The following is a 24,145-nucleotide window of genomic DNA, read 5'->3' as shown; positions in this document are numbered from 1 at the left end:
TTATTTCCACATGGTAATGGTTACGCGCGTACCATGGCCTGGCTCCGACCAGATCTCGAAATCATTCACCAGCCGCTTGGCGCCACCCAGGCCTAAACCCAAGCCCAAGCCATCACCTGTGGTAAACCCATCCGTCAAAGCTTGACTGATATCGGCTATACCCGGCCCTTGATCCTCAAATATCACCCGAATACCACGGCGATCAAAATCATTCAGACATTCCAACCGCGCACAACCACCACCACCATAGACCACCATGTTACGACCCAACTCACTGGAAGCTGTCACCATTTTAGTCTGTGTTACCAGGCTGAATTCCTGTTCAATCATCCAGGCACGCACGGCTTGCCGCACTTTTACCAAGTCATCATCAGTAAATAATGGCAAAACTTCACTTTTGATAATTGTCATGACGGCTACCTTCGTTCCCGATTGAATTAACCAGGACTCGGAGTAAACCTATGCCTTTGTCTACATTTAAGGCAGTACGAACATTACTCAACGATAATCCAAGCTCGACAATGGTAATAGCCACCGCCGGACGCATACCAACGACAACGGTTTCAGCTCCTAATATGCTCATCATCGATGCTATATTGCCAATCATCCGACCAATAAACGAATCGACAATATCAAGCGAAGAGATATCAATAAGCACGCCTTGAGCACGAGTTTTAATTAATTGGGTGGTAAGATCATCCTGCAATCTCATCGCCAGTCGATCATGCATATCGACCTGAATACTCACCAGCAGAAACTCGCCGACTTTAATAATAGGTATATGATCCATGGTAACTTCCCGAGTTCTGTTCCGCTACGCCGGTTTGTTAATAACAAAGCCCATTTGCCGAAGCGCATAGACCAAAGCATCGGCCAGTGTCGCTTTGGTGACCACATCACTAAACTCCAAACCAAGATGCACCATTGACTCGGCAATCTGCGGACGAATACCGCTAATAATGCAATTGGCACCCATCAACTTCGCAGCAGAAACCGTCTTAAGCAAATGCTGGGCAACCATCGTATCGACCGTAGGAACACCGGTAATATCGACAATGGCAAAACTGCTACCGGTATCGACAATACTTTGTAACAAATTTTCCATCACTACCTGGGTACGGACACTATCAAGTGTGCCGATTAGCGGCACTGCAAGAATACCCTCCCAAAGCTTTACCACTGGCGTGGACAACTCAAGCATTTCTGCCTGCTGATGCTTTATAATCTCTTCACGACTCTTTTGGTATACCTCGGTGGTATAAAGCCCCAACTTATCAATCAGAACCGTCGTGTTCCATAACTCATTAGCCAGCAACACGGCATCAGCACCCACCTCCTGACGAAGACGGGCAAACAGCGGTTGCTTAAGCGAAAAGACAAAGGTGGCGGTTTCCGAGGGCGAAAAGCCCTGGATAGCACGACTACGCGAAACGCTACCCAGAAAATCCAGAACCGGCTTCCACTCCGACTGGGTAATATCAGTAAGGTTATCGGTGGAGCAGGCGGGGGTAAAAAGTGCCAGGAATTCGGTTGATTGCCGACGTAAATCCAGTTCGGAAATTAAATCCTGGCGTGCCGAGAGTGCGGCAAACTGCTCATGCAACCACTCATCAATAATTTCTTTTTGATGAACAAAAATTTTTTCAATGGTGCCTTGTTTATTGGTAGTCATTGTTTCATCTCCAGTGTTGTTGGTTTGAGATGCTGAGGTCTGATATTTATATTAATTGTGCGTTGTAAGCTAATGATCTATTTTCTTCTTATGCGCTTAATAAAACATGACCGAAATTATTTTTTGCATTAAAGCACAATAAAACATGAAAATAAATACGTACAAACACCTAAGCAATCCGTCTTGAATTTACGTTCTCGCCGTCCCAAATATTCTTTAACAATACCATTTAATATGCGCTTCTTCAGCGGGAATATTGGCATGGCAATGATTAGCGACAATTCTTGGCGTATAGTGGTCTGCCGGACGATCTGCAGGGACAGTTAGTTCGTAAACATAACCATTAACAGAGCCTGTCAATGCGGCTTTTCGCTCCATAATACGGCAAAAAAGTTTGTTATCACCATTGGCATTGGCATAAATTTCCAGCCTGACAAATTCGGCGGATAAGTCATCCAGATAAGCATGTACGGTTAACCGATAACTTGATTCGGTGGGTTCAATCTGCAAATTTTGCATATAAATAGTCGGCCAGTGTTGAGCTAACTGCTTTTGCCACAAAGCCAATTCCTTGGCTATTGCGGCATCGTTATTGATACGTTGCCGATACCGGGCAGTTGCGGGAGCATAATAGTTTTCCACATAATCACGCAACATTCGGTTGCTGCTAAATTCTGGAGCCAAAGTTGACATGCTGGCACGAATACGAGCCACCCATTTTTCGGGAATACCACGTTCGTCACGCTGGTAAAATTCCGGAATAATCTGTTCTTCCAGTAAACTATAAAGCGCATTGGCTTCGACGGCATCCCATTCCGGTTCAGTATGCGTTTGTCCGTCACCTAACGCCCAACCTACTTCCGGCGTATAAGCTTCGGCCCACCAACCATCCAGTTCGGACAGATTAAGGCCGCCATTAGCCAACAGTTTCATGCCACTGGTTCCACAGGCTTCCCAAGGTCTTCGTGGCGTGTTAATCCAGACATCGACACCTTGTACGAACTGTTCGGCCATGGCCATATCGTAATCAGCCATAAATACCATATGCTTACGAACATCAGGCCTGCGCACAAAATCAGTCATTTCCTGTATCAACCGCTGCCCTTGCCTGTCAGCAGGATGTGCTTTCCCGGCGATGACCAACTGTATGGGATAACGGGCGTTAGTCAATAAACGTAGTAAACGATCAGGGTCATGGAGCAGCAAATTGGGCCGTTTATATTCTGCAAAACGGCGTGCGAAACCCAATGTTAGTATGTTGGGATCAAAAATGCTTTGTACCAACGCCTGTTCATTATCGGGCGCCCGTCGTAAGCCCCATTGCTCGCTGATACGTTGTCGGATATAACGAACCAGTTTAGTGCGGCTTTCAGTACGAAACGTCCAGATTGTTTCGTCCTGAATCGCTTCTATTTTCATGCATAGAGCATCGATTTTACCTGTCCAGCGCTCCTTGCCGCAGACATTGGTCCACAAGGCATCGGTAAAGCTGGAATCCCAGGTCGGCACATGAACACCATTGGTCACATAACCAACCGGAATTTCTTCTATAAGCCAATGCGGGTAAAGTTGATGAAATAATTGTTGACTGACTTGACCATGTAAACGACTAACGCCATTAGCTGCGGCACAGGTACGCAAGGCAAAATAGGTCATGGTAAATAATTCATCGGGATTTTCAGCTGTGGTTTGCCCCAGCGCCAAAAATTGATTAAAAGGGATTGCCAATGTTTGTACAATCCCGCTTAAATATTGATACAGCAATTGCGGGCTGAAACGATCAAAACCGGCACTAACCGGCGTATGTGTCGTAAATATATTACCGGCTCGTGTTGCCCACAGGGCTTCTTCAAAAGTAACCTGATGGCTCCTCTGAAAGGCGCCAATACGTGCCAAAGCAACAAACGCCGCATGGCCTTCGTTTAGGTGACAAATTTCCGGTTTTATTCCCAGTGCTTCAAGCAAGCGCCAACCGCCAATACCTAAAACAATTTCCTGTAGTAAACGCATTTCATGACCACCGCCGTATAATTCTGCGGTAATAGCTTGGTCAACCGGACTGTTCATCAGGTCATTGCTATCCAGTAAATATAAGGAAATTCTTCCTACCTGAACCTCCCAAACGCGCAGAAACAGATCACGGGCGGGTAATTCGAGAACAATAGTCAAGCGGTTGCCCTGCTTGTCCAATGCCGGCCGAATTGGCAAGCTGGCCGGTTCATTATAGGGGTAGAAAGCCTGCTGAGCGCCTTGGGCATCCAACATTTGCCGGAAATAGCCCTGTTGATACAATAAGCCGATGCCAACCAACGGGAGGTTTAAGTCGCTGGCCGATTTTAACAAATCGCCGGCCAATATACCTAAACCGCCCGCATATATGGGTAACGCTTCACCGAGTCCATATTCCATACTGAAATAAGCAACGGTACCGATCTGACAATCGGCATATTCACATTGAAACCAGCCCTCTTGACTATAATATTGCGCCCGTTCCTGCTTTAATTCCTTCAGTTTAACAAGAAAGGTTGAGTCATTAACCAGTGCTTCAAGACGCTCTTTACTGACCTTTTGTAATAACAACCAGGGATTCTGGGTTCGTTGCCAAATTTTTGGATCGATAGTTTGCCAGAGCGCATCACCGGCATGACTCCATGTCCAGCGTAAATCCAGTGCAAATTCCACTAATATTTTCAGCTCGGCGGGTAAAGTACGGGGGAAATAAGGATGTTGCATAGTCAACCACCTTTATTTTTAAAAAAAATACTTTTGGTTCTACATGATTTACGTCAGTAACACTATCCAAACCCTTGGATTATGCCATGAAAGGTTTGTCATTTTTCTTCATTCATTATTAGGCAGGATCATCATAAGGGCGATAGGGAATTTTCTCTTCTTATCGGCTTATATCCAGTCTATTCGCCATAAAGTCATCTATTTATAAAACGCCTGTAAAGAGAATTTTCCCGGCAGTAATTGCGGTCATTACCGGAAAATAATGCCTGTTAAAATGCCAATTTAACCATGATTAAGCATTGATTTCTGTGTTGTTTTTATACAAAAAATCCTGCCGGGGAAGTACTATTCATCTGTTGTTTTAACAAGTTGACATTCTCATGATGAGTTCATCTCTAACACAAAAAAGACATTTCAAAGGGTTGTTGCAGATAAACAACGAACCAACCTGACGCAAAAAAAAGCACCTGAAGCGCTAACTAATCTTTATTTAATTAATACTTAAATTACTTGTTTTGCCTATTTAACGAGAGGATTATCAGCATCGAAATCAAACAAACATTCGGTGATGTCGTATGAAAATTATAAACATAATGATCTTAACAGCCTCTCTTTTTGCAATAGCGGGTGCGGCTTTTTTCCAACTTTTTATTCTGCTAATCAATAGACTATTTGATCAGCAAGGCTATAGTCGTGGTGCTTAAAGACCCGGTTAATGAAGCCTTTATTCAGTAATATCAAATTTATCACTGGCGGCATTAACCCGATCTCTCATTTCTTTACCTGGCTTAAAGTGAATAGTTACTTTGGCCGGTAAATTAACGGCTTCACCAGATTTAGGATTACGCGCAATCCTCGCCGGCCGTTGCCGACAATTAAAACTACCAAAACCTCTAATTTCAATGCGTTCGCCACTGACCAATGCATTTTCCAACTGTCCTAAAATGACATTAAGTGCTAATTCCACTTCTTTTTTTTGAAGCTCCGGCAATTTATCATTTAGCACATTTACAAGTTCTGATTTAATCATAATTTACCTCACTTATTTATTGGAATGATATTTTAGCAGATTAAAGCAATAGTCATGAACATCTCTTATAAAACAATCTGTTATTTCTTTAACTTGATTATAACTAATAATTCACTATCAGGCAGTATCCAATAATGTTTAGCAGACACCTTTAATTCTGAACCGGGGTATTAGAAAAACCATTAGCTCTTTCTATAGACTGGGGGGACTGTTTTTTAGCTAATTCTTTTTGTTCGTTTGATAAAAAAGTTCCGCCAAGAATCACTGCCATAATTATAAGATAAGTAACTGATGCCACGCGCCGTGCTTTTTTGCTATTTTCGTAATGGTTCATTATTAAATCCTGCGTTGTTATGGGTTTAGAATAATACAGAAGCCGCTATCAGGTCTATTGATTTTAAGTGTTCATGACTTGGTAAGCTATAGCGCCCGAAGTGGATTAAGCGACATTACTTTCTGTAGGGCGTGCCGTGCGTACTTAATTAATTCATAGCGTTATATCCACAAGCCCGACTAAATCAACAAATGCTCTTGCAATACCTTAATTTCATCCCTGATTCTGGCGGCTTGCTCAAATTCAAGATTTTTCGCATAGCCATACATGGCATCTTCCAGTTGCTTGAGCTTTTTACCCAATTGCCTGGGTGTCATCGTTTTATAGTCTGCAGCGTATTCTGCCACCTTACCCAGTGCTTTATTGGACGGAGGACCGGAACCGGGAATAGCAACCTGCATAATATCAGTGATTGATTTAAGAATGGTTGCGGGCTCAATACCATGGGCAAGATTAAACAGATGCTGCTTTTCCCGGCGGCGATCGGTTTCATCTATCGCCTGTTGCATGGAACGGGTAATCCGGTCACCGTATAAAATGGCTTTACCATTAATATTTCTCGCCGCTCGTCCAATCGTCTGAACCAACGACACGACTGAACGCAGAAATCCTTCTTTATCGGCATCCAGAATAGCCACCAAAGACACTTCGGGTATATCAAGACCTTCACGTAACAGGTTGATGCCGACCAATACATCAAACTGCCCCAAACGTAAATCCCGAATAATCTCGACTCTTTCTACAGTATCAATGTCAGAATGCAAATAACGCACACGTACGCCATGCTCGGCTAAGTATTCCGTTAAGTCTTCCGACATTCTTTTGGTCAAGGTGGTGACCAGTACGCGCTCTTTTACGCTGACACGCAGATTAATTTCTGATAATAAATCATCAACCTGAGACGTTGCCGGTCGCACTTCAACAACCGGATCAAGTAAGCCGGTTGGTCTGACAACCTGTTCGGCAAAAACGCCTGAATGCTCTCTCTCATAAGGACCGGGGGTTGCTGATACATAAATTCGTTGCGGTGATTTGGCTTCAAACTCGGCAAACATTAAGGGTCGATTATCCAGAGCCGACGGCAATCTAAAACCGTATTCAACCAAGGTTTCCTTACGCGACCGATCGCCTTTATACATGGCACCAATTTGCGGTATGGTAACGTGGCTTTCATCAATAATCACCAGCGCATCAGCCGGCAAATAGTCAAACATGGTAGGTGGTGATTCCCCAGCCATCCTGCCCGACAAATAACGGGAATAGTTTTCAATACCGGAGCAATAGCCAACCTCCAATATCATTTCAATATCAAACAGAGTACGTTGTTCCAGTCGCTGAGCTTCTACCAGTTTGTTTAGTGAGCGCAACTGTTGTAGACGCTCCATAAGCTCAATTTTTATGGATTCAACCGCTGACAGCAAATTCTCACGGGGGGTTACATAATGGCTTTTTGGATAAATGGTATAACGTGCCAGTCGCCGGACTATTTCTCCGGTTAATGGATCGAATAAGGACAACCGCTCCACTTCATCATCAAACAATTCGATTCTTAAGGCTTCCTGTTCCGATTCGGCAGGAAAAACATCAATTACCTCACCACGCACACGGTAAGTAGCGCGGCGTAATTCCAGATCATTACGCGTATATTGCATTTCTGCGAGACGGCGCAGAATGTCACGTTGATTAATGATGTCACCCTTGACCAGATGCAACACCATTTTAAAGTAGGATTCCGGCTCGCCCAAACCATAAATCGCTGAAACCGTTGCGACAATAATAGTATCGCCTCTTTCAATTAAGGCCTTGGTCGCAGATAAGCGCATCTGTTCAATATGCTCATTTATCGCCGCATCTTTATCAATAAACGTATCCGATGCCGGCACATAAGCTTCCGGCTGATAGTAGTCATAATAAGAAACAAAATACTCGACGCTGTTTTCCGGAAAAAATTCTTTCATTTCGCCGTATAACTGTGCAGCCAGGGTTTTATTGGGTGCCATAATCATCGCGGGACGCTGCACCTCATTAATAACATTGGCGATAGTAAATGTTTTTCCCGAGCCGGTTACCCCCAGCAAGGTTTGATGAACTTCACCATCACTTAAGCCGTCAATCAATGCTTTTATGGCAGTAGGCTGATCGCCAGCCGGTTGAAATTGACTATGAATTTTAAATTTCTTTCGCACTAAACTTGTTTCTCGGTAATGAAAATCGCTTCTTGTTAAGGGAGAAGAGAAGATACGGAATGAACAGGAAACCCCCCTTACCCCAGCCTTCTCTTTTTGGAGAGGAAAACTTTTGATGCCACTTTTTAATACGCTACTATTAGCAAGCCATTATACATAGCGTATAATTGCTGTCATTTGTTACATTACTATTACACGGCGGAATATGAGCATCACACTATCCAACAGAGTCAAAGCAGTTAAACCTTCACCCACGTTGGCAATTACTGCCAGAGCCGCTCAAATGCGCGCCGCAGGCAAAGACATTATCGGCCTTGGCGCAGGCGAACCCGACTTTGATACGCCCGATCATATTAAAGCAGCGGCTGTTAAGGCGATGAATAGCGGTTTTACCAAGTACACCGCCGTAGATGGCACTGCCAGCCTGAAAAAAGCAATTATCGCTAAATTTAAAAATGATAATGGCCTTGATTACCAACCTAAACAAATTCTGGTTTCTTGCGGTGGTAAACAAAGCTCTTACAATCTGACTCAGGCCATGATTAACCCTGGCGATGAAGTGATTATTCCTGCGCCATACTGGGTTTCTTATCCTGATATGGTATTACTGGCTGATGGTGTGCCGGTTATTATTGAAACCACACAAGCCCAACATTTTAAAATTTCACCCGAGCAGTTACGCGCTGCGATTACCGAAAAAACCCGGTTGATCTTTATTAACAGCCCTTCCAATCCATCAGGTGTTGCTTATAGCCTGGAAGATCTGAAAGCGCTGGGTGACGTACTGGCTGATTTCCCCAACATTATTATCGCCACCGATGATATGTATGAACACATTCTTTGGAATCAAGGCTCGTTTGTTAATATTTTAAATGCACATCCAGAATTTTATGACCGCACGGTGGTTATGAATGGCGTGTCAAAAGCGTATTCAATGACCGGATGGCGTATCGGTTATGCCGCAGGCCCGGCTGATTTGATTGAAGCCATGTGCACTATTCAGTCACAAAGTACCTCCAATCCAACATCTATTTCACAATATGCTGCCGAAGAAGCGTTAACTGGCGATCAAAGCTTTATCAGCAATATGTGCATTGAATTTAAAAAACGTCATGATTATGTCGTAGCAGAACTTAATAGTATTGACGGTGTTGAGTGCCTGGAAACTGATGGCACTTTTTATGTGTTTCCCAATATAGAAAAACTTATTTCCCGCCTGGATGGCATTAACAACGATTTGGAGTTTTCTGATTATTTAATCGAAAAAGCCGGCGTTGCCTTGGTTCCCGGTTCTGCATTTGGCTCCGAAGGCCATATCCGCATTTCGATTGCCACCAGCATGGCTAATCTCCAAAATGCTTTGGAACGAATCAAGAAAGCCATTTAAAAACCGCTGACTAAAATGGGTAGAAGCGTTAATTGCCTCTACCCATTCTAATCAATGTCCGACAGTACAGGTTCCATTATAAAAGGCTTTAGTAGAACAACTTGAACCATCCTTAAAAATACAAACTGATTGTGGCTCTGCCACTGTTTTACCGCCAAGCCAGACACAGTATTTCTGATCGATACGATCAAATCCGGTAGTTTTAACGCCTCCCTGCGGACAATCACCACGCAGCAAAGCCCATTCCTCACACGCTTTGTTGTCTTGAAAAGTACACACGCCGTATTCGCCGCCATCACCGCGTTTTTCAATAACCAAATCACCGCCTGATTTTGAACAATTAACCGATGCAGGATTGGCTAATTGAGCAGAAGCCTGATTATTAACTGCCGTTATACAGTCTTTAAAGGTACTTTTATTACCTTCTTCTATAAAAGCGGTATTACCTTTATTCCAAAATACCAATGATTCATCGGTGTTTGTATAACGGGCACCTGAAGCTGAAATAGCCTGAAGCAACAGTAGATGCCTGCCATCACTCAAAATAAGCTCGGCTTTATCTTCAAAAAAAAGTGCTTGAATGGTTTTATTTTCTGCACAACTAAAAGTTGCCGCCTTCACAACCCTATTCTCTGGTGAAACTTTTTCATTTGAAAAACAGATAGTTATATTAATAAGCAGGGTAATAATGACACTAAAAAATGATGTTTTTTTCATCAAAAAATCAATCTACTATAAAGTTAAGGAACCAATCGGCATTGATCGGCGGTTTGGCCAAGTTAGTGACCTATGTAAAACTAAAAACATTACCTCTAATCAAGCCTGTAATTATCTTGCCTTATCCAGTTTGGCTAAAGTTGTTCTTTCAAGTGCATAAGAGTATGCTTAACCCCGCTGTATTTGGCAGTTAAATATCGCCACCTTAATCTTCAAAACACAGCAATGCTTGTGTTATTTTAATTCGTGTTAAGAAAAACCCCATCAACTATTTGGAGGCAGTACCATGAGCAAAGAACAAAAAAGCAATAAAGAAGACAAGAAAAAACCGGCTATGAATCCAAAAGAAAAAAAAGCCGCAAAGAAATCCAAAAAAGATTCCAAGAACTAAAAGCCAATATCGTTCAGGGTGGTTGGCGTGTCGACATTTTTTATCTATCAGCCAATAAAAGCATCGGCTTTTCAATGTGCAGGATAGAAAAAAACGACCACCCTCCGGGGCTTTGGCTTATCAAAAAGGGCGGCTAATCAGTCGCCCTTCGTAACCTTACCAAGTCCCTGTATTTTCCATGGAAAGCCATGGCTCTGCGGGAGCCAACGACTCACCTTTCTGTAACAGTTCAATAGAAATTTTGTCTGGTGAGCGCACAAATGCCATGTGGCCATCACGTGGTGGACGGTTGATTAATACCCCCGCCGTCATCAATTTTTGACAAGTCTCATAAATATTGTCAACTTCAAAAGCAAGATGACCAAAGTTACGCCCTCCTTCATAGTCTTCAGTATCCCAGTTATAAGTCAGCTCTATTAATGGCGCTTCACTCTTTACTGCCTGATTCGCATCAAGCGGCGCATACAAATAAACCAGAGTATAACGACCTGACTCACTATCAAACCGGTAATTTTGCAACAATCCTAATTTATTACAGAAAAAATCCAGAGATTCATTCAAATCATGAACCCGAATCATGGTATGTAGATAACGCATAGTGATTTACTCCTTATCAATTGATTTATTAAGACAAACTAACTTTAATCAGCACCCGGATAGCATCAAACTCACCTGTCATGCTATTTTGTATCATCCAATTGATGACCGCAATATTTGCAGTAGTCAGCATCAACATCATGCCCTGTTTTACCACAATCAGGACAGGCATCATTTCTGATTGTTCCGGCATTATACGTTTTATAAAGCTCGGCACTATAGATGCCCGTAGGCACAGCAATGATGCCATAACCCATTATCATCAGCGTAGCAGCAATCATTTGGCCTAATACGGTTTGCGGTGCAATATCACCATAACCAACAGTAGTAATGGTCACAATCGCCCAATAAACAGATTTTGGAATACTGGTAAACCCGGCTTCGTTATTTTCAACGGCATACATCAGCGACCCAAAAATAATAACCAGCGTTAATACCGCATAAAGAAACACGATAATTTTTCGGGAACTGTTACCTAATGCCGTCATCAGAATACTCGCTTCCTGCATATACTCTGATAATTTCAGGATACGAAAAACACGTAATAACCTGATAATTCTAATAACGAGCATATACTCTGCCCCTGGAATCATAAGCGTCAGATAGGCTGGTAAAATCGACAGTAAATCCACCACGCCAAAGAAACTCTTAAAATATAGCCAAGGCCTCCGAACGCTGATTAAACGCAAACCATATTCAAGCGTGAATAATGCGGTAAATACCCATTCTAAAGCCGCCAGGCTATAAGAAAACTGTTGCTGAAAGCTATCAACACTGCTCATCATGACAACCACTACACTAAGCAAAATACAGATACTCAACGCAATATCAAAGGCTTTACCCTTGGCCGTTTCAGAACCAAAAATGATGTCATTCAGTGATTCCCGCCACGCTGAAAGCCTCGCACCTTCATTGTAAGAAAGCTTTGTTTTTGACGGTTTTTTTATGGCCATCCCTTTAAAATCCTGTCTTGATCAGTTTAAAAACCACCTTCATTACCTATAAATCATGTGTTGTAAGCTTTTTTAATTTCATTATATCTAAAGCAATTGACTGTATGATCGTTCACCATACCGGTTGCCTGCATAAAAGCATAACAAATAGTACTGCCAACAAACTTAAATCCGCGTTTTTTTAAGTCCTTACTCATTAAGTCAGATACACGAGTCGAAACAGGAAGATCAGCAGCAGTCTTAAAGTGGTTACACAAAGGTCTGCCATCGACAAATAACCAAATATACTCATCAAAACTGCCAAAACTTTCTTGAACTGCCAAAAAAGCCTTGGCATTGCCTACGGCAGAATTAATTTTTAGCTTGTTTCTGACAATGCCTGGATTAGCCAATAGTGAATTGATTTTGTTCTCGTCATAAGATGCAATGCTACGTGCGTCAAAATCATCAAAAGCTTTTCTGTATTCTTCACGTTTTTTTAAAATAGTCACCCAACTTAAACCTGCCTGAGCACCCTCAAGTATCAAAAATTCAACTGAACAACCACCAGCTAAAGCTGGTGGGTTCGTATTATGGACTAAAGTCCGGATACGGGTCATAAGACCCGTTCATGTTTCTGTCCTAAAATTATCATCTCCTTTGGGTTCAAAATGATGTTCCAGATAATTTTTTATCATTTCTTCTGTCAATTCGCCAGAAGTCACGCAAAAGTAACCCCGTGCCCAGAAGTGCCGCCCCCAATAGCGTTTTTTCAAATCTGGAAAACTCTCGAACAGCTTCATCGAACTTCTTCCTTTAATCCGTCTCATAATTTCGCTCGGTGCCAGATTGGGTGGCGCAGAAACCAAAATATGGACATGATCCTGACTAACAACACCCTTCAGAATTTCTATCTCAAAGGCTTCACATGTTTGCCTAATCAGTTCACGAACTTTCAAACCAACGTCACCTTTCAATACCTTGTAACGATACTTTGTGACAAACACAAAATGATATTGAATTTTAAAAACAGTATGACTTCCATAACGGTAATCCATAAGACCCCCTACTTTTCAGTGCAGAGCAATATCATACGTCAAAAAATCATAGATAAATCTAACCGCCTAAAAGGCGGTGGTTTTAACCTTACTACGGACTAATAAAAGTAGATCGTCATGAACAGGAACACCCCATTCCAGATCGTGATAGTATTCTGAGACAGGACTGGTCAGTGCCCACGCACATTTTTTTATGGGTGTTACCAAAATTAAATCCTTAAAATAAAGTAGTGACAGTCAATTGTTGATGTGTAAGAATCTGGTTAGCCTTGGTAAATATGAACAAACTTAACTGATGGTAATTTATCGGTGATCAATTTTTATAAAAAAGGCTAACCGAATCGCTGATACAGGCAACCACACCAATAACTGACGAGGATCTTTAAATGATTTCTGCGGGTATTTATATCTTAACCATTGTCTTTGCAGCCTATGTAATTTACAGGGTGCTTGCCAAGTAAACCAACAACAAGACTAACGTCTATTTAAAACCTTGGTTATGTCTATATAACTTTTAACGATAAAAACCAATCTTCCAGTCTAAAGTGGATCCCTCTGTCCAGACAAATAATATCTTAATTTAAGATGGAGCCTTGTTCACACTCCAGCTGAATGGCGCTGTCCTATTTTTTTATACCGGAACTAATGTTTCAGTCGTTCCGTATTTATCCACAATCCTCGCACCGCCTCCTGTGGCAGTTTGGTAGATCACACTGGGCGTTTCATAGCCTAATGATTGATGGGGCCGTTCTTTATTATAAAACACAAAGTAATCGGTCAATCCCAGCAGCAAGCGCTGTACGCTGTCATACTGCTTCAAATAAATTTCTTCATATTTAACCGTTCTCCAGAGCCGTTCGACAAAAATATTGTCCAAAGCTCGACCACGTCCATCCATGCTGATTGTGATGTCATGTTCATCAACGACTTTCTGTAGATGCTTTTTGCGAGCATACACCACCGAGCGCGTGACCTTGAGTAGCTTGCACTGAGCAGATAGAGCAAGCTCCCCGCTGGAACCGAGCAATCTCTGCCGCTCTGTTACAGGTTGATCCCAGACTTTTTTCTAGTGCCCCGTGCGGGTATTTAGCCAGTCCAGCTCCATATTTAACTGCCCAATTTTGGCATATAGCCGATCCGGATCGTTCTGTGCATTGACTGGCTTTGGTCCTCGCTTTCCTTCAAACAAGCTACCGACATTATGCAGTAAGTCCTTTTTCCATTGACTGACTTGTGTAGGATGCACGCTGTTTTTCTGAGCAATCTCATTGATCGTCTTGGTGCCTCTAACCACTTCCAAAGCAATCTTGGCTTTTTAAGCTCCTGTAAAAACCTTCCGTTTGCTTTCGCTCATTTTCTACTTCTCATTTTTCGACAGAGCATATCTTAAACCATTGTCTGATTTTAAGGAGTCACTATATAGAAAAAGTCTTTTCCTGTTTCAATTGTTATCGTGATTAAAGTAAATCAGCATAGCTTATGCTGATTTGCAAAAGTTAAGGCCTACGTAACATCAGTTAAAAATTATCAGAGTATCAGGTGGTACAATAGTATTGTGCATCCTGCACGATGGCATTCTACTGACTACAACTATTTTTACTTTAAGAGGAAAGATTAATGAACGAGAGAATTATTATGCGTACAGGAGAAGCGTTGGTTGCTGGTGGTCCGCCCGGAACAGCAGCCGAACCTGAAATTATTATTGGTGCGCTTGACGGGCCTGTGGGCACAGCAATTGCGACCATGACGGCAGGTCAAGTTAGTGGTCACACACGGGTATTTGCCATTTTAAATACAGATATTCAGGTCAGGCCGGTAACCTTGATGGTCAGTAAAGTTACCGTTAAAAATAGCCGCTACACGAACATTTTAATGGGCACGGTACAAGCTGCAATTGCCAATGGTGTTTTGGATGCCGTCCGTGCAGGAGATATTCCTAAAGAAAAAGCCAATGATTTAGGTATTATCGTTTCGGTATGGCTAAATCCCAGTGTAGCGACTGATGATAATCTGGATCATAGAATCCTTTTCGATATTCATCGTAAAGCCATGTCAACCGCTATCCATAAGGCCATGAACAATCAACCTGGTATCGATTGGTTACTGGAAAATCAGGATAAAATTATTCATAAATATTTCCAGATGGGCCTGGACGGAAAAATTTAGATACTCAAATAGGGTCAACCTAAGGGAATTATAATGATTCGCTTGGATTGACTTGACTTGACCGGCAAGGCAAGTTGGAGTTGTCTACCATAAGCGAGAATTTTTTCAAAACACCAACCAGAGCGCTACAAGTGGGGCGATATTCAGCAGAATAATCCCTATTTTGTAAAGGGCCATACTGGCATAGTGTAGCGCATTAAAGGTTTCAGTCGAGAGGCTAAACCAGCGGTTATGGAGGCGATACATCCAGTCGTGGGCAAGGCTGAATACGCTAAACCAAATTATCAGGATCACGTAGTTGAATGTGAGGCTGTAAAGCAAAAGTTCTTTGATGGTATCTGGATTCATCGCAGTATCTCATGTTTTTAAAAGTGCTATAGCCAATTATAGTTGAGCAATAATACAATAATTATAGAAATCTTTTTCCAATACTCTATAAAAATGTAGGTTCAGGATTTTTCGTGCGCAATAGCCATAAATCGCTTAATTAGCCTGTTAGCGGCATCAGCGTTACCAATTACCAAACTTTTAGTTTGGTGATATCACAGATATCGTGGCCGGTAGTTGGTAGCCACGATACCCAATAGTACAAAGTTGGATAGGATGCTAAAATTGCGGACTTGGGCGATTTTCTGTGGAGAATATGCCGACGTCGCCGGTCTTTTTTCATTTACTGCGTTAAATAATTACCTAGCCAGTTACGCGTCTATTAATTCCTGGATATCACCTTAACACTTCAACAACATTAATTTTTTAGGAATAACATGAGCAAAATTACCATCGAACACAATCCTAGTGATGAGCGCTTAAATGAACTAGGTGTATCCAGTTGGGAAATCTGGGAAAAAGAAGTTTCAACCTTTCCAATCGATTTTGATGAAACCGAATGTGCTTATATATTAGAGGGTGAAATTTTGGTGACACCTGCCGGAGGCGAGCCGGTACGGATTCTACCGGGTGATTTGGTATCATTTCACGCGGGATTGGATAGCCAATGGGAAGTAATCAAGCCATTGCGTAAGCATTACAGCTACGCATATCCCAACGGCGTTTAGTCGGTAAATTGTACTATTTGATAGCATTCAGGGTACTTTGCCGGATTTAGAAGTCATCCGGAATAAAAACTGATAGCGTAAATTTAACCTGACACTTAGTAATAAATAATGGTCAGGTTAATTTTAAACGATACGTTTTTTGCTGAAAGTTGATGTCATAAGAATTCACCGTAGCAATCATCAAAAGTGGATGCAAAATTGAGCGCCAAGCAAAAGCTATTTTGTCCTTACTTGTTTTATTATCTGAAAATAAGCCATAATTTTTATCCGGAAATACAGCAACTCTTATGAGCAGAATTGCTGATAGACAATACTATTTATCCCAATCTCTCAAACAAATGATAGCCTACTTCTCCTGCCACTTTACTTTTCAGTAGTTGCCAATTTTCGGGTAGTCCTTCAAGCTTTAGCGTACTTTCCGTTTCAACATAAATTTTTGCATGTTGACTTAACCAGCCTTTTTCTTCCAGCCATTGACAGGTTTGGACGGCAAGTTCCATAGCAAAAGGCGGATCAATAAAGACGACATCAAAAACGCCAGTCTCGCCGGATAGATAACGCAACACATCGGATTGAACTACTTTTATCTGCTCGGCAGCAAGTTGGAGGCTGTTGTCTTTTAATGCCTTGCAGGCCAAGGTATTATTTTCAATCTGAATGACCGATTTGGCCCCTCTCGAAGCTGCTTCAAAGCCCAGGGCACCGCTACCGGCATATAAATCCAGGCAGCGGCTACCGATAATGTCATTGCGTAGCCAATTAAATACGGTTTCGCGCACTCTTACAGGTGTTGGTCTTAATCCTGGCGTATCGATAAAAGTGATACAGCGACTACGCCAGTCTCCACCGATAATTCTGAGTTTATTTGACACTTTTTTCTTCTGCCTTGCCGACGGTTATGGTTTGCAGTAATTGCAGATTAACACGACGTTTAAAGGCATCGGTTATTGAGGCAACGGTTACTTCTTCTGTTTTTTGTTGAAAGGTATCCAGATAATCCAAGGGCATTTCATAAAAACCAATCATGGCAACATAACCTGCCAGTTCTTTATTGGTATCAAAACGCATGGCAAAACCACCGGTAATGTTTTTCTTTGCGGCAATCAGCTCGGCTTCACTCGGACCTTTGGTAATAAAATCGGCCAAGGTTTGATTGAGTACTTGCAAAGCTTGGGTGGTTTGATCATTACGGGTTTGTAAGCTAACCAAAAAAGGCCCCGGTTTCAACATGGGGATAAAAGCACTGGATGCGCTATAAGCCAAGCCGCGCTTTTCGCGTACTTCATTAAAGAGTTTGGAAACCAGGCCACTGCCACCTAATATGTGGTTGCCCACATATAGATTAAAATAATCGGGATCTTTACGATAGGTACCAGGTAGTCCCACCAAAACATGGGTTTGTGTTGATGGAAACTCAATATGTTGCTGTGTCGATTTCAGTGGCATCGCAACATCCGGTAAAGCGTCCGGTTTTTTTCCGGCAGGTAATCCGGCCAGCAACTTTTCTGCGGTTTGTTCTGCTTGCAGTTTGGATAAATCCCCGACAATGACAACTATTGCATTTTCAGGAACATAAAATTTTTGATAAAAATGCTTTAGATCAGTGCTTTTAAGGCTGGTTACTGTCTTAATAACACCGGATTCAGGATGGGCATAAGGGTGCTTACCATAAAGGACATCATAGAAAGCGATGCTGGCCAATGCTCCCGGTGATTCTTCCTGTTGTTTTAAACCGGCCAGGGTACGGTTTTTTTCTCGCTTAAAATCAGCCTCATTAAAAACCGGTTGGGTCAAGATAACCTGCATGGTTTCCAAGGCTTTATCGAATAAAGGTTTATCCGTCAAAGTGCGTAACGATACGGTGGCAGTATCAATGGAACTGCTGGCGCTAAACTTGGCCCCAACGCTTTCAAAGCGTTGGGCAATATCATCGGCATTCCATTTTCCGGCACCGGTATCCAGTAATCCTGCTGTTAAAGCCGCCAAGCCAAACTGCTGGCCGTCTCTGGCACTACCGGCATCAAAAACAACCTGTATATCGACCATGGGCAGGCCTTCGGTATGCACATAATAAACTCGCGTACCTTGCGGCGTTTGCCAATGGTCAATTTTTGCAGCGGCGCTGGTTAATTGGCTAAATGACAATAAGACAAGGCTTAAAAAACAAAGAAATTTAGCTCTGATTATGGTTTTTTGGATGCTGTTTTTTTTATGCTCGAGGTGTTGGGTTACGTTATCGTTAACCCAATCTACGTCGTTTAAGAAATGTATGCGCATTATTTAGCTCCCTTTTTTTCAGCCGTTGAATTGATCAATTGTGGTTCCAGATAAGCGATACTGAGATGATCTTCAATTAAGTATTTTCGCGCGACCTCACGCACTTGTTCTGCGGTTACCTGATTGATTTTAGAAACATACTCATCCGCTTTTTGCCAGCCTAAACCAACTGTTTCCAGGGTGCCTATTTCCATAGCCTGATAAAAATTGGAATCCTTCTGGTAGATATCACTGGCTAAAACCTGTGCTTTAATACGCGCTAATTCTTCTGTACTAATCAGGTTTTGTTGCAATTTTTTAATTTCATCCTTTAGCGCAACTTCCAGTTGATCGACTGTTTTACCTTCAGCGGGTGTCGCTTCCAGTTCGAATAAATCGGACATTCTTGACGTTAATCCATAGCCGGCGCCGGCGGCAACAGCTATTTGTTTGCCTCGCACCAAGGCTGACGTCAAGCGGGCACTGCTACCGCCATCAAGTACACCGGCCAATACTTCCAGTGCATAGGCTTCGGATTCATTGGTAGCTGTTTTTAGTGTCGGTACTTTATAAGCCATTACAATAGAGGGCAGCTTTGCAGGAACTTTAACGGTCATCTTACGAACACCCAGTTGTTCGATTTCTGTTTGTGGCTTTAGCGGTTTAATATCACTGGGTTTAAGTGCGCTAAAATATTTTTCTGCCAGATCAAAAACCGCTTGAGGCTGAACATCACCCACCACAACTAAAGTGGCATTATTGGGTGCATACCATAGTTGATACCAGGCTTGCAGGTCTTCAACGGTGTAATTGGCAATATCCGCCGGCCAACCGATAACAGGATGCTGATACGGGCTATTGGAATAAGCCATGGTCATAAATTGTTCCTGCATTTTTGCCTGCGGATTGTCGTCCGTCCGCATCCTGCGCTCTTCAGTGACTACCTGTAGTTCTTTTTTTAATTCTTCGGGTAGCAGATGCAAATTACGCATTCTATCGGCTTCCAGTTCAAAACTTACTGCCAGTCTTGACGCTTCCATGGTTTGAAAATAAGCCGTGTAATCCTGGCCGGTAAAGGCATTTTCATCACCCCCGTTTTCTGAAATAATGCGCGAAAATTCACCGGCAGGGTGCTTGTCCGTCCCTTTAAACATCATGTGTTCCAGCATATGTGAAATGCCGGTAATGCCACCAGGTTCGTAACTGGAACCCACTTTGTACCATACTTGAGACACGGCAACCGGTGAGCGATGATCTTCTTTTACCAGAACTTTTAGACCATTAGTCAGTGTATGTTCAAATACTTTTGTTTCTGCGCTACCGGCAAACGCCGGCAGACACATTAATACTGTACACAGTAATCGATTATTCATAACTCCCTCTTTAAATGATGGTAAGCGCAACGGACTATTTCAATAATTAATAGTTCACTGTATTCTATACAATAAACTACAAGTTGGAACTTAATTAAATAATGCCTAGCAAACCCTTTGTGCTTTCCTGGAAGAACTACCTTACACTATGTAAACCCAATGTTGTTGCGGAAATGCTCTTTACCGCCGTTGTTGGTATGTTATTGGCCGTACCTGGAATGCCGCCATTAGGGCTTTTAATTTATGCTACCGTCGGTATTGCCCTGGCAGCCTCTTCTGCCGCAGCCATTAATCATTTTATCGATCGAAAAGCGGATGCACAAATGGCCCGCACCGAAAAGCGTCCTTTGCCCACAGGCGAATTAAATGCAACCAATGTAATTACTTTCGCAGTTGTGTTGGGCGTTAGTTCCATGCTTATTTTGGTTTTATTAGTCAATACCTTAACCGCTGTCCTGACTTTTTTGTCGTTATTTGGTTACGCTATTATTTATACGTTGTATCTTAAAAGAGCGACTCCCCAAAATATTGTTATCGGCGGTATTTTTGGTGCTACACCACCACTATTGGGTTGGTGTGCAATGACCGGTGAAGTGCATCCTTTTGGCTTGCTTCTGGCATTAATCATTTTTGTTTGGACACCCCCACATTTCTGGGCATTGGCTATTGCCAGACGCGAAGAGTATGCCAAAGTAAATATCCCCATGTTACCCGTTACTCACGGTGTCGAATTTACCCGTCTGCAAATATTGCTTTATACCATTTTGCTGCTGATTGTGACGCTGCTGCCTTATTTAACCGGCATGAGTGGTTTGATTTATCTGGGTTCTACGGTACTTTTGGATCTTGGTTTTATTTATTACGCAGTGTTGATGATGCGTAATAAAGATAATAAAACTGCCATGAAAACGTTTGTTTATTCAATTGTTTATATAACACTGTTGTTTGCCGCTTTATTAATCGATCATTATCTACGATTTACTTTATGAACTTAACGCATCACGAGCAAACCCCGCGCCCTGAACACCCTTTTGCAGAGTACATTCGCATATTGGGTAAAGGTAAAAAAGGCTCAAGACCGTTGACGCAGGAGGAAGCCTATCAGTCCATGAAAATGATCATGGCAGGCGAAGTGCTTCCAGTGCAGTTGGGGGCATTTTTGATGTTAATGCGCGTTAAGGAAGAAACACCGGAAGAATTGGCCGGTTTTGTTTTGGCTGCCAGAGAATCCTGTAATCTTGCCGGTGCACAGTCGATAGTCGATCTGGATTGGTCATCTTATGCCGGTAAACGTCGTCATTTGCCCTGGTTTTTATTGTCGGCACTGTTATTGGCAGAAAACGGTACTACCGTTTTTATGCATGGTGCGAGTGGTCATAGTGCAGACAGAGTTTATACCCGGGATGTACTAAAATATCTGGGGCTGGAATATGCAACCTCAATTGTACAAACCAGGCAACAACTGGAGCGGCAGCATTTCAGTTATTTATCATTGGAGTATTTTTGCCCGAAATTACATGAGATCATAGAGTTGCGTCCGCTATTGGGTTTACGTTCACCCGTTCATACGTTGGTGCGGTTATTAAATCCTTTCAATGCAGCATACAGTATTCAGGGAATATTTCATCCCGGTTATCGTCCTGTGCATCAGCAAGCAGCCGCTTTATTGCAACAGCCTCATGCTGCGGCTTTAAAAGGCGAGGGCGGTGAAACTGAACGTAATCCCGATATGGAATGCCTGGTGCAAAGCGTCCATAATGGTGAGCTATTTGACGAAAATTGGCCCGCTTTATTTGCCCGTCGCCATGTTAAATCAGAAGAGCTTGACCCAAGGCAACTGGCTGCGATTTGGCAGGGTACTATGGAGGATGAGTTTGCACAAAGCACTATCATTGGTACTGCAGCGATTGCACTTAAGTTATTGGGTAAAGCCGACACTCAACAACAAGCACATCAATTAGCGACTGATTACTGGTTAAGCAGGGATAAGCAAAAATACGCAGGCCTTTAATTCCGCTCCTCAGTATTTATTCTGCGGTAGCAAATGTGTCGGGAAGCGATTATGGTTTTTCTTGTAGGGCAAAGCTGGGAATGCCTTTAAGGGCATGTTTTTTCATATCAACATATTGCAAACCGATTAGTGTTTTGTCATCGGAGATATGATTAATCCAGATTATTTTTACTTTGCCCTCCAATTCCAGATGTTTCAATTCAAACTGCGTTATAGTTCCTTCCTCAACAGTTATTGTTTCTGAAAGACAGATCATTAAACCTCCTACAGAAACATTTATCGTAGCGAAATGATGGTATTCACCGTTTAATAAAATTCTTCCAGGGCCTGGTATGTTTTTTCTATAGGCTTTTCTTTTGTTTAGCTCTTTATCGACATCAAAGGCAATATTTTTAAACTCCAGGGCAAGTAGAATATGGCCTTCTTCCATGTCAGCCCTGACTACTTCGGCTTCACCAATCAGACGCATTTCAGGAAGATACAAATCAATGAGCGTTGAAATCAGTAAGTGGTTAAAAACATATTTAATATCAATGTCTTTTCTATCCGTGTTTAATTGGGCAAGTACACCGCTGATAGAAAGATTTCTAATTGTGATTTTATGCTCTTCTCCGCCCATATAAATAAAACCGTATGACACCAGGTTTGCGCGACGAGCCCTATCCAACTTTTCATACATCACTATCTCCCGATTGATTATTCGCTTATAGTTCAGCTTACTGTGCACAAATTTATCAAGTACAATTGTAGTATTTTGAAGCGGTACTTACCTACTTGTTTTTCTTTTAGGTGATATCCAAGAATTAATAGTCCCAAGTGGCGCAGGATTTTTGTTTATTTACAACGACTGCAAGGATGCAGGAGGTAGGGCAACGCAGGAGCAGTTGCCGAGGCGGAAAAATAGGCGCGTAGCTGGCTACGTAACTATTTTGACAACACAGTAAATGAATAAAAAGACCAGCAAGCTGGGACTATTATTCGCAGGAAATCACCTTAACGCCAATTATTAATTTTTTAGTTATTTTGATTGATACGCTGCACCACATCATGAAGATCCAAATAATACTATGTTTAGTATTCTCTTTAGCCGCTTGTACCGCGCTTCCGCCTAAAAATAGTGACAATATCTGTGCTACCTTCAGGGAAAAGGATGATTGGTATGCCGATGCGCAAGAATCCTACAAAAAATGGGGGGTACCTATTTCTGTGCAAATGGCAATTATGCACCAAGAGTCCCATTTTGTCGCCGATGCGCAACCGCCCCGAGTTTGGCTAGTGGGTATTATTCCCTGGTTTAGGCCGAGCAGTGCTTATGGTTATGCGCAAGTTAAAGATGAGACTTGGGATGATTATCTTGATGCAGCGGGGGGCTGGACTTCTGATCGCGATGATTTTGCCGATGCCACTGATTTTATCGGTTGGTATTGCAACATAAGTTATTCCAGACTGGGTATCTCAAAAGGAGACGCAAAAAATCTATATCTGGCCTATCATGAAGGCCATAGTGGCTATAAGCATAAAAGTTATTTAAAAAAAGCCTGGTTACAACGAGTAGCAGATAAAGTCGCTTACCGGGCCAGATTATTTCAAAGCCAATTGGGTGCTTGCAAAATGAATTAAAAAATAGTGTTGTTTTTTGATAAACTAACCACTTTTTACGTTAACAAAAAGGCAAAATCGTGAGAAAAATTCAAGTTGTTTCAATTATTACTGTTCTACTTATAGGGATTACTATGTTTTCAATGGCCAATGCCACCACACCTGAAGAAAATAAAGCAGCTGGTATCGCTTTTCTGGCAGAAAATGCTAAAAAAGCCAATATCGTAACCACAGCCAGTGGTTTGCAATACGAAGTTTTAACGCCTGGAACCGGTACCGTATCGCCTTCAGCGACAGAAACTGTAAAAGTTCATTACAAGGGTACAACTTTGGATGGTAAAGAATTCGATAGTTCTTACAGCCGTGGCGAGCCTATTTCATTCCCTTTAAACAGAGTGATCCCAGGTTGGACTGAAGGCGTACAATTAATGACCGAAGGCGCTAAATACCGCTTTTATATTCCTTCAGAACTTGCTTATGGCGAGCAAGGTGCAGGCGGATCAATAGGCCCCAACTCAACCTTGATATTTGATGTTGAACTGCTAAAAATTCAATAAAAAAAACAACTAAAAGGCGTAAAGCGGCAGGCAAAAAAGTCTGTCACTTACGCCTTTTTTATTTTCCCCTTTTACCTTTTTCCTTGTTCTT

At 42.3% G+C, this 24,145-nt stretch carries 25 protein-coding genes and 1 pseudogene; 7 read left to right on the top strand and 19 right to left on the bottom strand.

All coding sequences use genetic code 11. From position 1 onward, the window contains the following. The 7 genes from N7974_RS12865 to uvrB form a co-directional block, all read right to left on the bottom strand. The gene (locus N7974_RS12865; RefSeq protein WP_262966006.1) at nt 1-411 is read right to left on the bottom strand and encodes an anti-sigma regulatory factor; all 411 of its coding nucleotides are present in this window, start codon (nt 409-411) and stop codon (nt 1-3) included. Next, nucleotides 392-790 carry an STAS domain-containing protein gene (locus N7974_RS12860; RefSeq protein WP_262966005.1) on the bottom strand — a complete coding sequence of 133 codons (399 nt, stop codon included), beginning with the start codon at nt 788-790 and terminating at the stop codon, nt 392-394. Before N7974_RS12860 ends, N7974_RS12865 begins: the two co-directional genes overlap by 20 nt. A gap of 24 nt (nt 791-814) precedes the next feature. Beyond that, nucleotides 815-1,672, bottom strand: a complete 858-nt coding sequence (locus N7974_RS12855; protein WP_262966004.1) for an STAS domain-containing protein — start codon at nt 1,670-1,672, stop codon at nt 815-817. Between the two features lie 216 nt (nt 1,673-1,888). Next, nucleotides 1,889-4,405 carry an alpha-glucan family phosphorylase gene (glgP, locus tag N7974_RS12850; RefSeq protein WP_262966003.1) on the bottom strand — a complete coding sequence of 839 codons (2,517 nt, stop codon included), beginning with the start codon at nt 4,403-4,405 and terminating at the stop codon, nt 1,889-1,891. Between the two features lie 724 nt (nt 4,406-5,129). Further along, nucleotides 5,130-5,435 (bottom strand): integration host factor subunit beta, encoded by a 306-nt coding sequence (locus N7974_RS12845; protein WP_262966002.1) that lies wholly within the window; start codon nt 5,433-5,435, stop codon nt 5,130-5,132. A 151-nt stretch (nt 5,436-5,586) separates the two neighbouring features. Continuing rightward, nucleotides 5,587-5,769 (bottom strand): hypothetical protein, encoded by a 183-nt coding sequence (locus N7974_RS12840; protein ID WP_262966001.1) that lies wholly within the window; start codon nt 5,767-5,769, stop codon nt 5,587-5,589. 179 nt (nt 5,770-5,948) lie between these two features. Beyond that, nucleotides 5,949-7,955, bottom strand: a complete 2,007-nt coding sequence (gene uvrB / locus N7974_RS12835; protein WP_262966000.1) for an excinuclease ABC subunit UvrB — start codon at nt 7,953-7,955, stop codon at nt 5,949-5,951. Nucleotides 7,956-8,160: 205 nt separating this feature from the next. Here uvrB and N7974_RS12830 point away from each other — a divergent pair, with 205 nt between their 5' ends. Beyond that, nucleotides 8,161-9,342 (top strand): pyridoxal phosphate-dependent aminotransferase, encoded by a 1,182-nt coding sequence (locus N7974_RS12830; RefSeq protein ID WP_262965999.1) that lies wholly within the window; start codon nt 8,161-8,163, stop codon nt 9,340-9,342. A gap of 51 nt (nt 9,343-9,393) precedes the next feature. Here the strand turns inward: N7974_RS12830 and N7974_RS12825 are convergent, their stop codons facing one another. The 7 genes and pseudogenes from N7974_RS12825 to N7974_RS20775 all read right to left on the bottom strand — a co-directional run bounded on the left by N7974_RS12825 (nt 9,394) and on the right by N7974_RS20775 (nt 14,337). Then, entirely contained in the window at nt 9,394-10,059 is a 666-nt protein-coding gene (locus N7974_RS12825; protein ID WP_262965998.1) for a DUF333 domain-containing protein, read from the bottom strand. Nucleotides 10,060-10,606: 547 nt separating this feature from the next. After that, nucleotides 10,607-11,047, bottom strand: coding sequence for a VOC family protein (locus N7974_RS12820; protein ID WP_262965997.1), 441 nt, complete (start codon nt 11,045-11,047; stop codon nt 10,607-10,609). Between the two features lie 83 nt (nt 11,048-11,130). Then, on the bottom strand, nt 11,131-12,000 hold the full coding sequence (locus tag N7974_RS12815) for an ion transporter (RefSeq protein WP_262965996.1): 870 nt from the start codon (nt 11,998-12,000) through the stop codon (nt 11,131-11,133). A 53-nt stretch (nt 12,001-12,053) separates the two neighbouring features. Continuing rightward, complete coding sequence (locus N7974_RS12810; RefSeq protein WP_262965995.1) at nt 12,054-12,599, bottom strand: DNA-3-methyladenine glycosylase I; 546 nt, start codon at nt 12,597-12,599, stop codon at nt 12,054-12,056. Between the two features lie 9 nt (nt 12,600-12,608). After that, a complete protein-coding gene (tnpA, locus tag N7974_RS12805; RefSeq protein ID WP_262965994.1) occupies nt 12,609-13,037 on the bottom strand; it encodes an IS200/IS605 family transposase in 429 nt (142 codons plus the stop codon). Nucleotides 13,038-13,668: 631 nt separating this feature from the next. Beyond that, a pseudogene (locus tag N7974_RS20780) lies at nt 13,669-13,950 on the bottom strand (integrase core domain-containing protein); the annotation flags it as partial. 153 nt (nt 13,951-14,103) lie between these two features. Next, the gene (locus N7974_RS20775; protein WP_394813118.1) at nt 14,104-14,337 is read right to left on the bottom strand and encodes a transposase; all 234 of its coding nucleotides are present in this window, start codon (nt 14,335-14,337) and stop codon (nt 14,104-14,106) included. A 317-nt stretch (nt 14,338-14,654) separates the two neighbouring features. Here N7974_RS20775 and fae point away from each other — a divergent pair, with 317 nt between their 5' ends. Then, nucleotides 14,655-15,203 (top strand): formaldehyde-activating enzyme, encoded by a 549-nt coding sequence (gene fae, locus N7974_RS12790; protein ID WP_243217983.1) that lies wholly within the window; start codon nt 14,655-14,657, stop codon nt 15,201-15,203. A gap of 105 nt (nt 15,204-15,308) precedes the next feature. Here fae and N7974_RS12785 read toward each other — a convergent pair whose 3' ends face one another. Continuing rightward, nucleotides 15,309-15,551 carry a DUF6868 family protein gene (locus N7974_RS12785; protein ID WP_262965993.1) on the bottom strand — a complete coding sequence of 81 codons (243 nt, stop codon included), beginning with the start codon at nt 15,549-15,551 and terminating at the stop codon, nt 15,309-15,311. 416 nt (nt 15,552-15,967) lie between these two features. On the opposite strand from N7974_RS12785, the gene N7974_RS12780 reads away from it, so the two are divergent. Further along, a complete protein-coding gene (locus N7974_RS12780; protein ID WP_262965992.1) occupies nt 15,968-16,258 on the top strand; it encodes a cupin domain-containing protein in 291 nt (96 codons plus the stop codon). 317 nt (nt 16,259-16,575) lie between these two features. On the opposite strand, the gene rsmD is transcribed toward N7974_RS12780, so the two are convergent. Genes rsmD through N7974_RS12765 form a run of 3 tightly spaced genes read right to left on the bottom strand, consistent with a single transcriptional unit; the run spans nt 16,576 to nt 19,887 of the window. Next, nucleotides 16,576-17,130, bottom strand: a complete 555-nt coding sequence (rsmD, locus tag N7974_RS12775; RefSeq protein WP_262965991.1) for a 16S rRNA (guanine(966)-N(2))-methyltransferase RsmD — start codon at nt 17,128-17,130, stop codon at nt 16,576-16,578. Next, complete coding sequence (locus tag N7974_RS12770) at nt 17,120-18,535, bottom strand: M16 family metallopeptidase (protein WP_262965990.1); 1,416 nt, start codon at nt 18,533-18,535, stop codon at nt 17,120-17,122. Before N7974_RS12770 ends, rsmD begins: the two co-directional genes overlap by 11 nt. Continuing rightward, nucleotides 18,535-19,887: a M16 family metallopeptidase gene (locus N7974_RS12765; RefSeq protein WP_262965989.1), complete on the bottom strand. Its 1,353-nt coding sequence runs from the start codon at nt 19,885-19,887 to the stop codon at nt 18,535-18,537. The genes N7974_RS12770 and N7974_RS12765 overlap by 1 nt, the downstream gene beginning before the upstream one ends. A gap of 101 nt (nt 19,888-19,988) precedes the next feature. Here N7974_RS12765 and cyoE point away from each other — a divergent pair, with 101 nt between their 5' ends. Together cyoE and N7974_RS12755 are read left to right on the top strand one after the other, a co-directional pair. Next, entirely contained in the window at nt 19,989-20,876 is an 888-nt protein-coding gene (gene cyoE, locus N7974_RS12760; protein WP_262965988.1) for a heme o synthase, read from the top strand. Further along, nucleotides 20,873-21,898 (top strand): glycosyl transferase family protein, encoded by a 1,026-nt coding sequence (locus N7974_RS12755; protein WP_262965987.1) that lies wholly within the window; start codon nt 20,873-20,875, stop codon nt 21,896-21,898. Before cyoE ends, N7974_RS12755 begins: the two co-directional genes overlap by 4 nt. A gap of 49 nt (nt 21,899-21,947) precedes the next feature. Here the strand turns inward: N7974_RS12755 and N7974_RS12750 are convergent, their stop codons facing one another. Further along, nucleotides 21,948-22,577 carry a PilZ domain-containing protein gene (locus tag N7974_RS12750; protein ID WP_262965986.1) on the bottom strand — a complete coding sequence of 210 codons (630 nt, stop codon included), beginning with the start codon at nt 22,575-22,577 and terminating at the stop codon, nt 21,948-21,950. 368 nt (nt 22,578-22,945) lie between these two features. On the opposite strand from N7974_RS12750, the gene N7974_RS12745 reads away from it, so the two are divergent. Beyond that, nucleotides 22,946-23,518 carry a transglycosylase SLT domain-containing protein gene (locus tag N7974_RS12745; protein WP_262965985.1) on the top strand — a complete coding sequence of 191 codons (573 nt, stop codon included), beginning with the start codon at nt 22,946-22,948 and terminating at the stop codon, nt 23,516-23,518. Between the two features lie 59 nt (nt 23,519-23,577). After that, the gene (locus tag N7974_RS12740) at nt 23,578-24,054 is read left to right on the top strand and encodes an FKBP-type peptidyl-prolyl cis-trans isomerase (protein WP_262965984.1); all 477 of its coding nucleotides are present in this window, start codon (nt 23,578-23,580) and stop codon (nt 24,052-24,054) included. The last annotated feature ends 91 nt before the right edge of the window (nt 24,055-24,145 follow it).

Source organism: Methylobacter psychrophilus (assembly GCF_025583945.1).
GTDB lineage: Bacteria > Pseudomonadota > Gammaproteobacteria > Methylococcales > Methylomonadaceae > Methylobacter_C > Methylobacter_C psychrophilus.
This window is presented reverse-complemented; position numbering and strand designations above follow the sequence as displayed.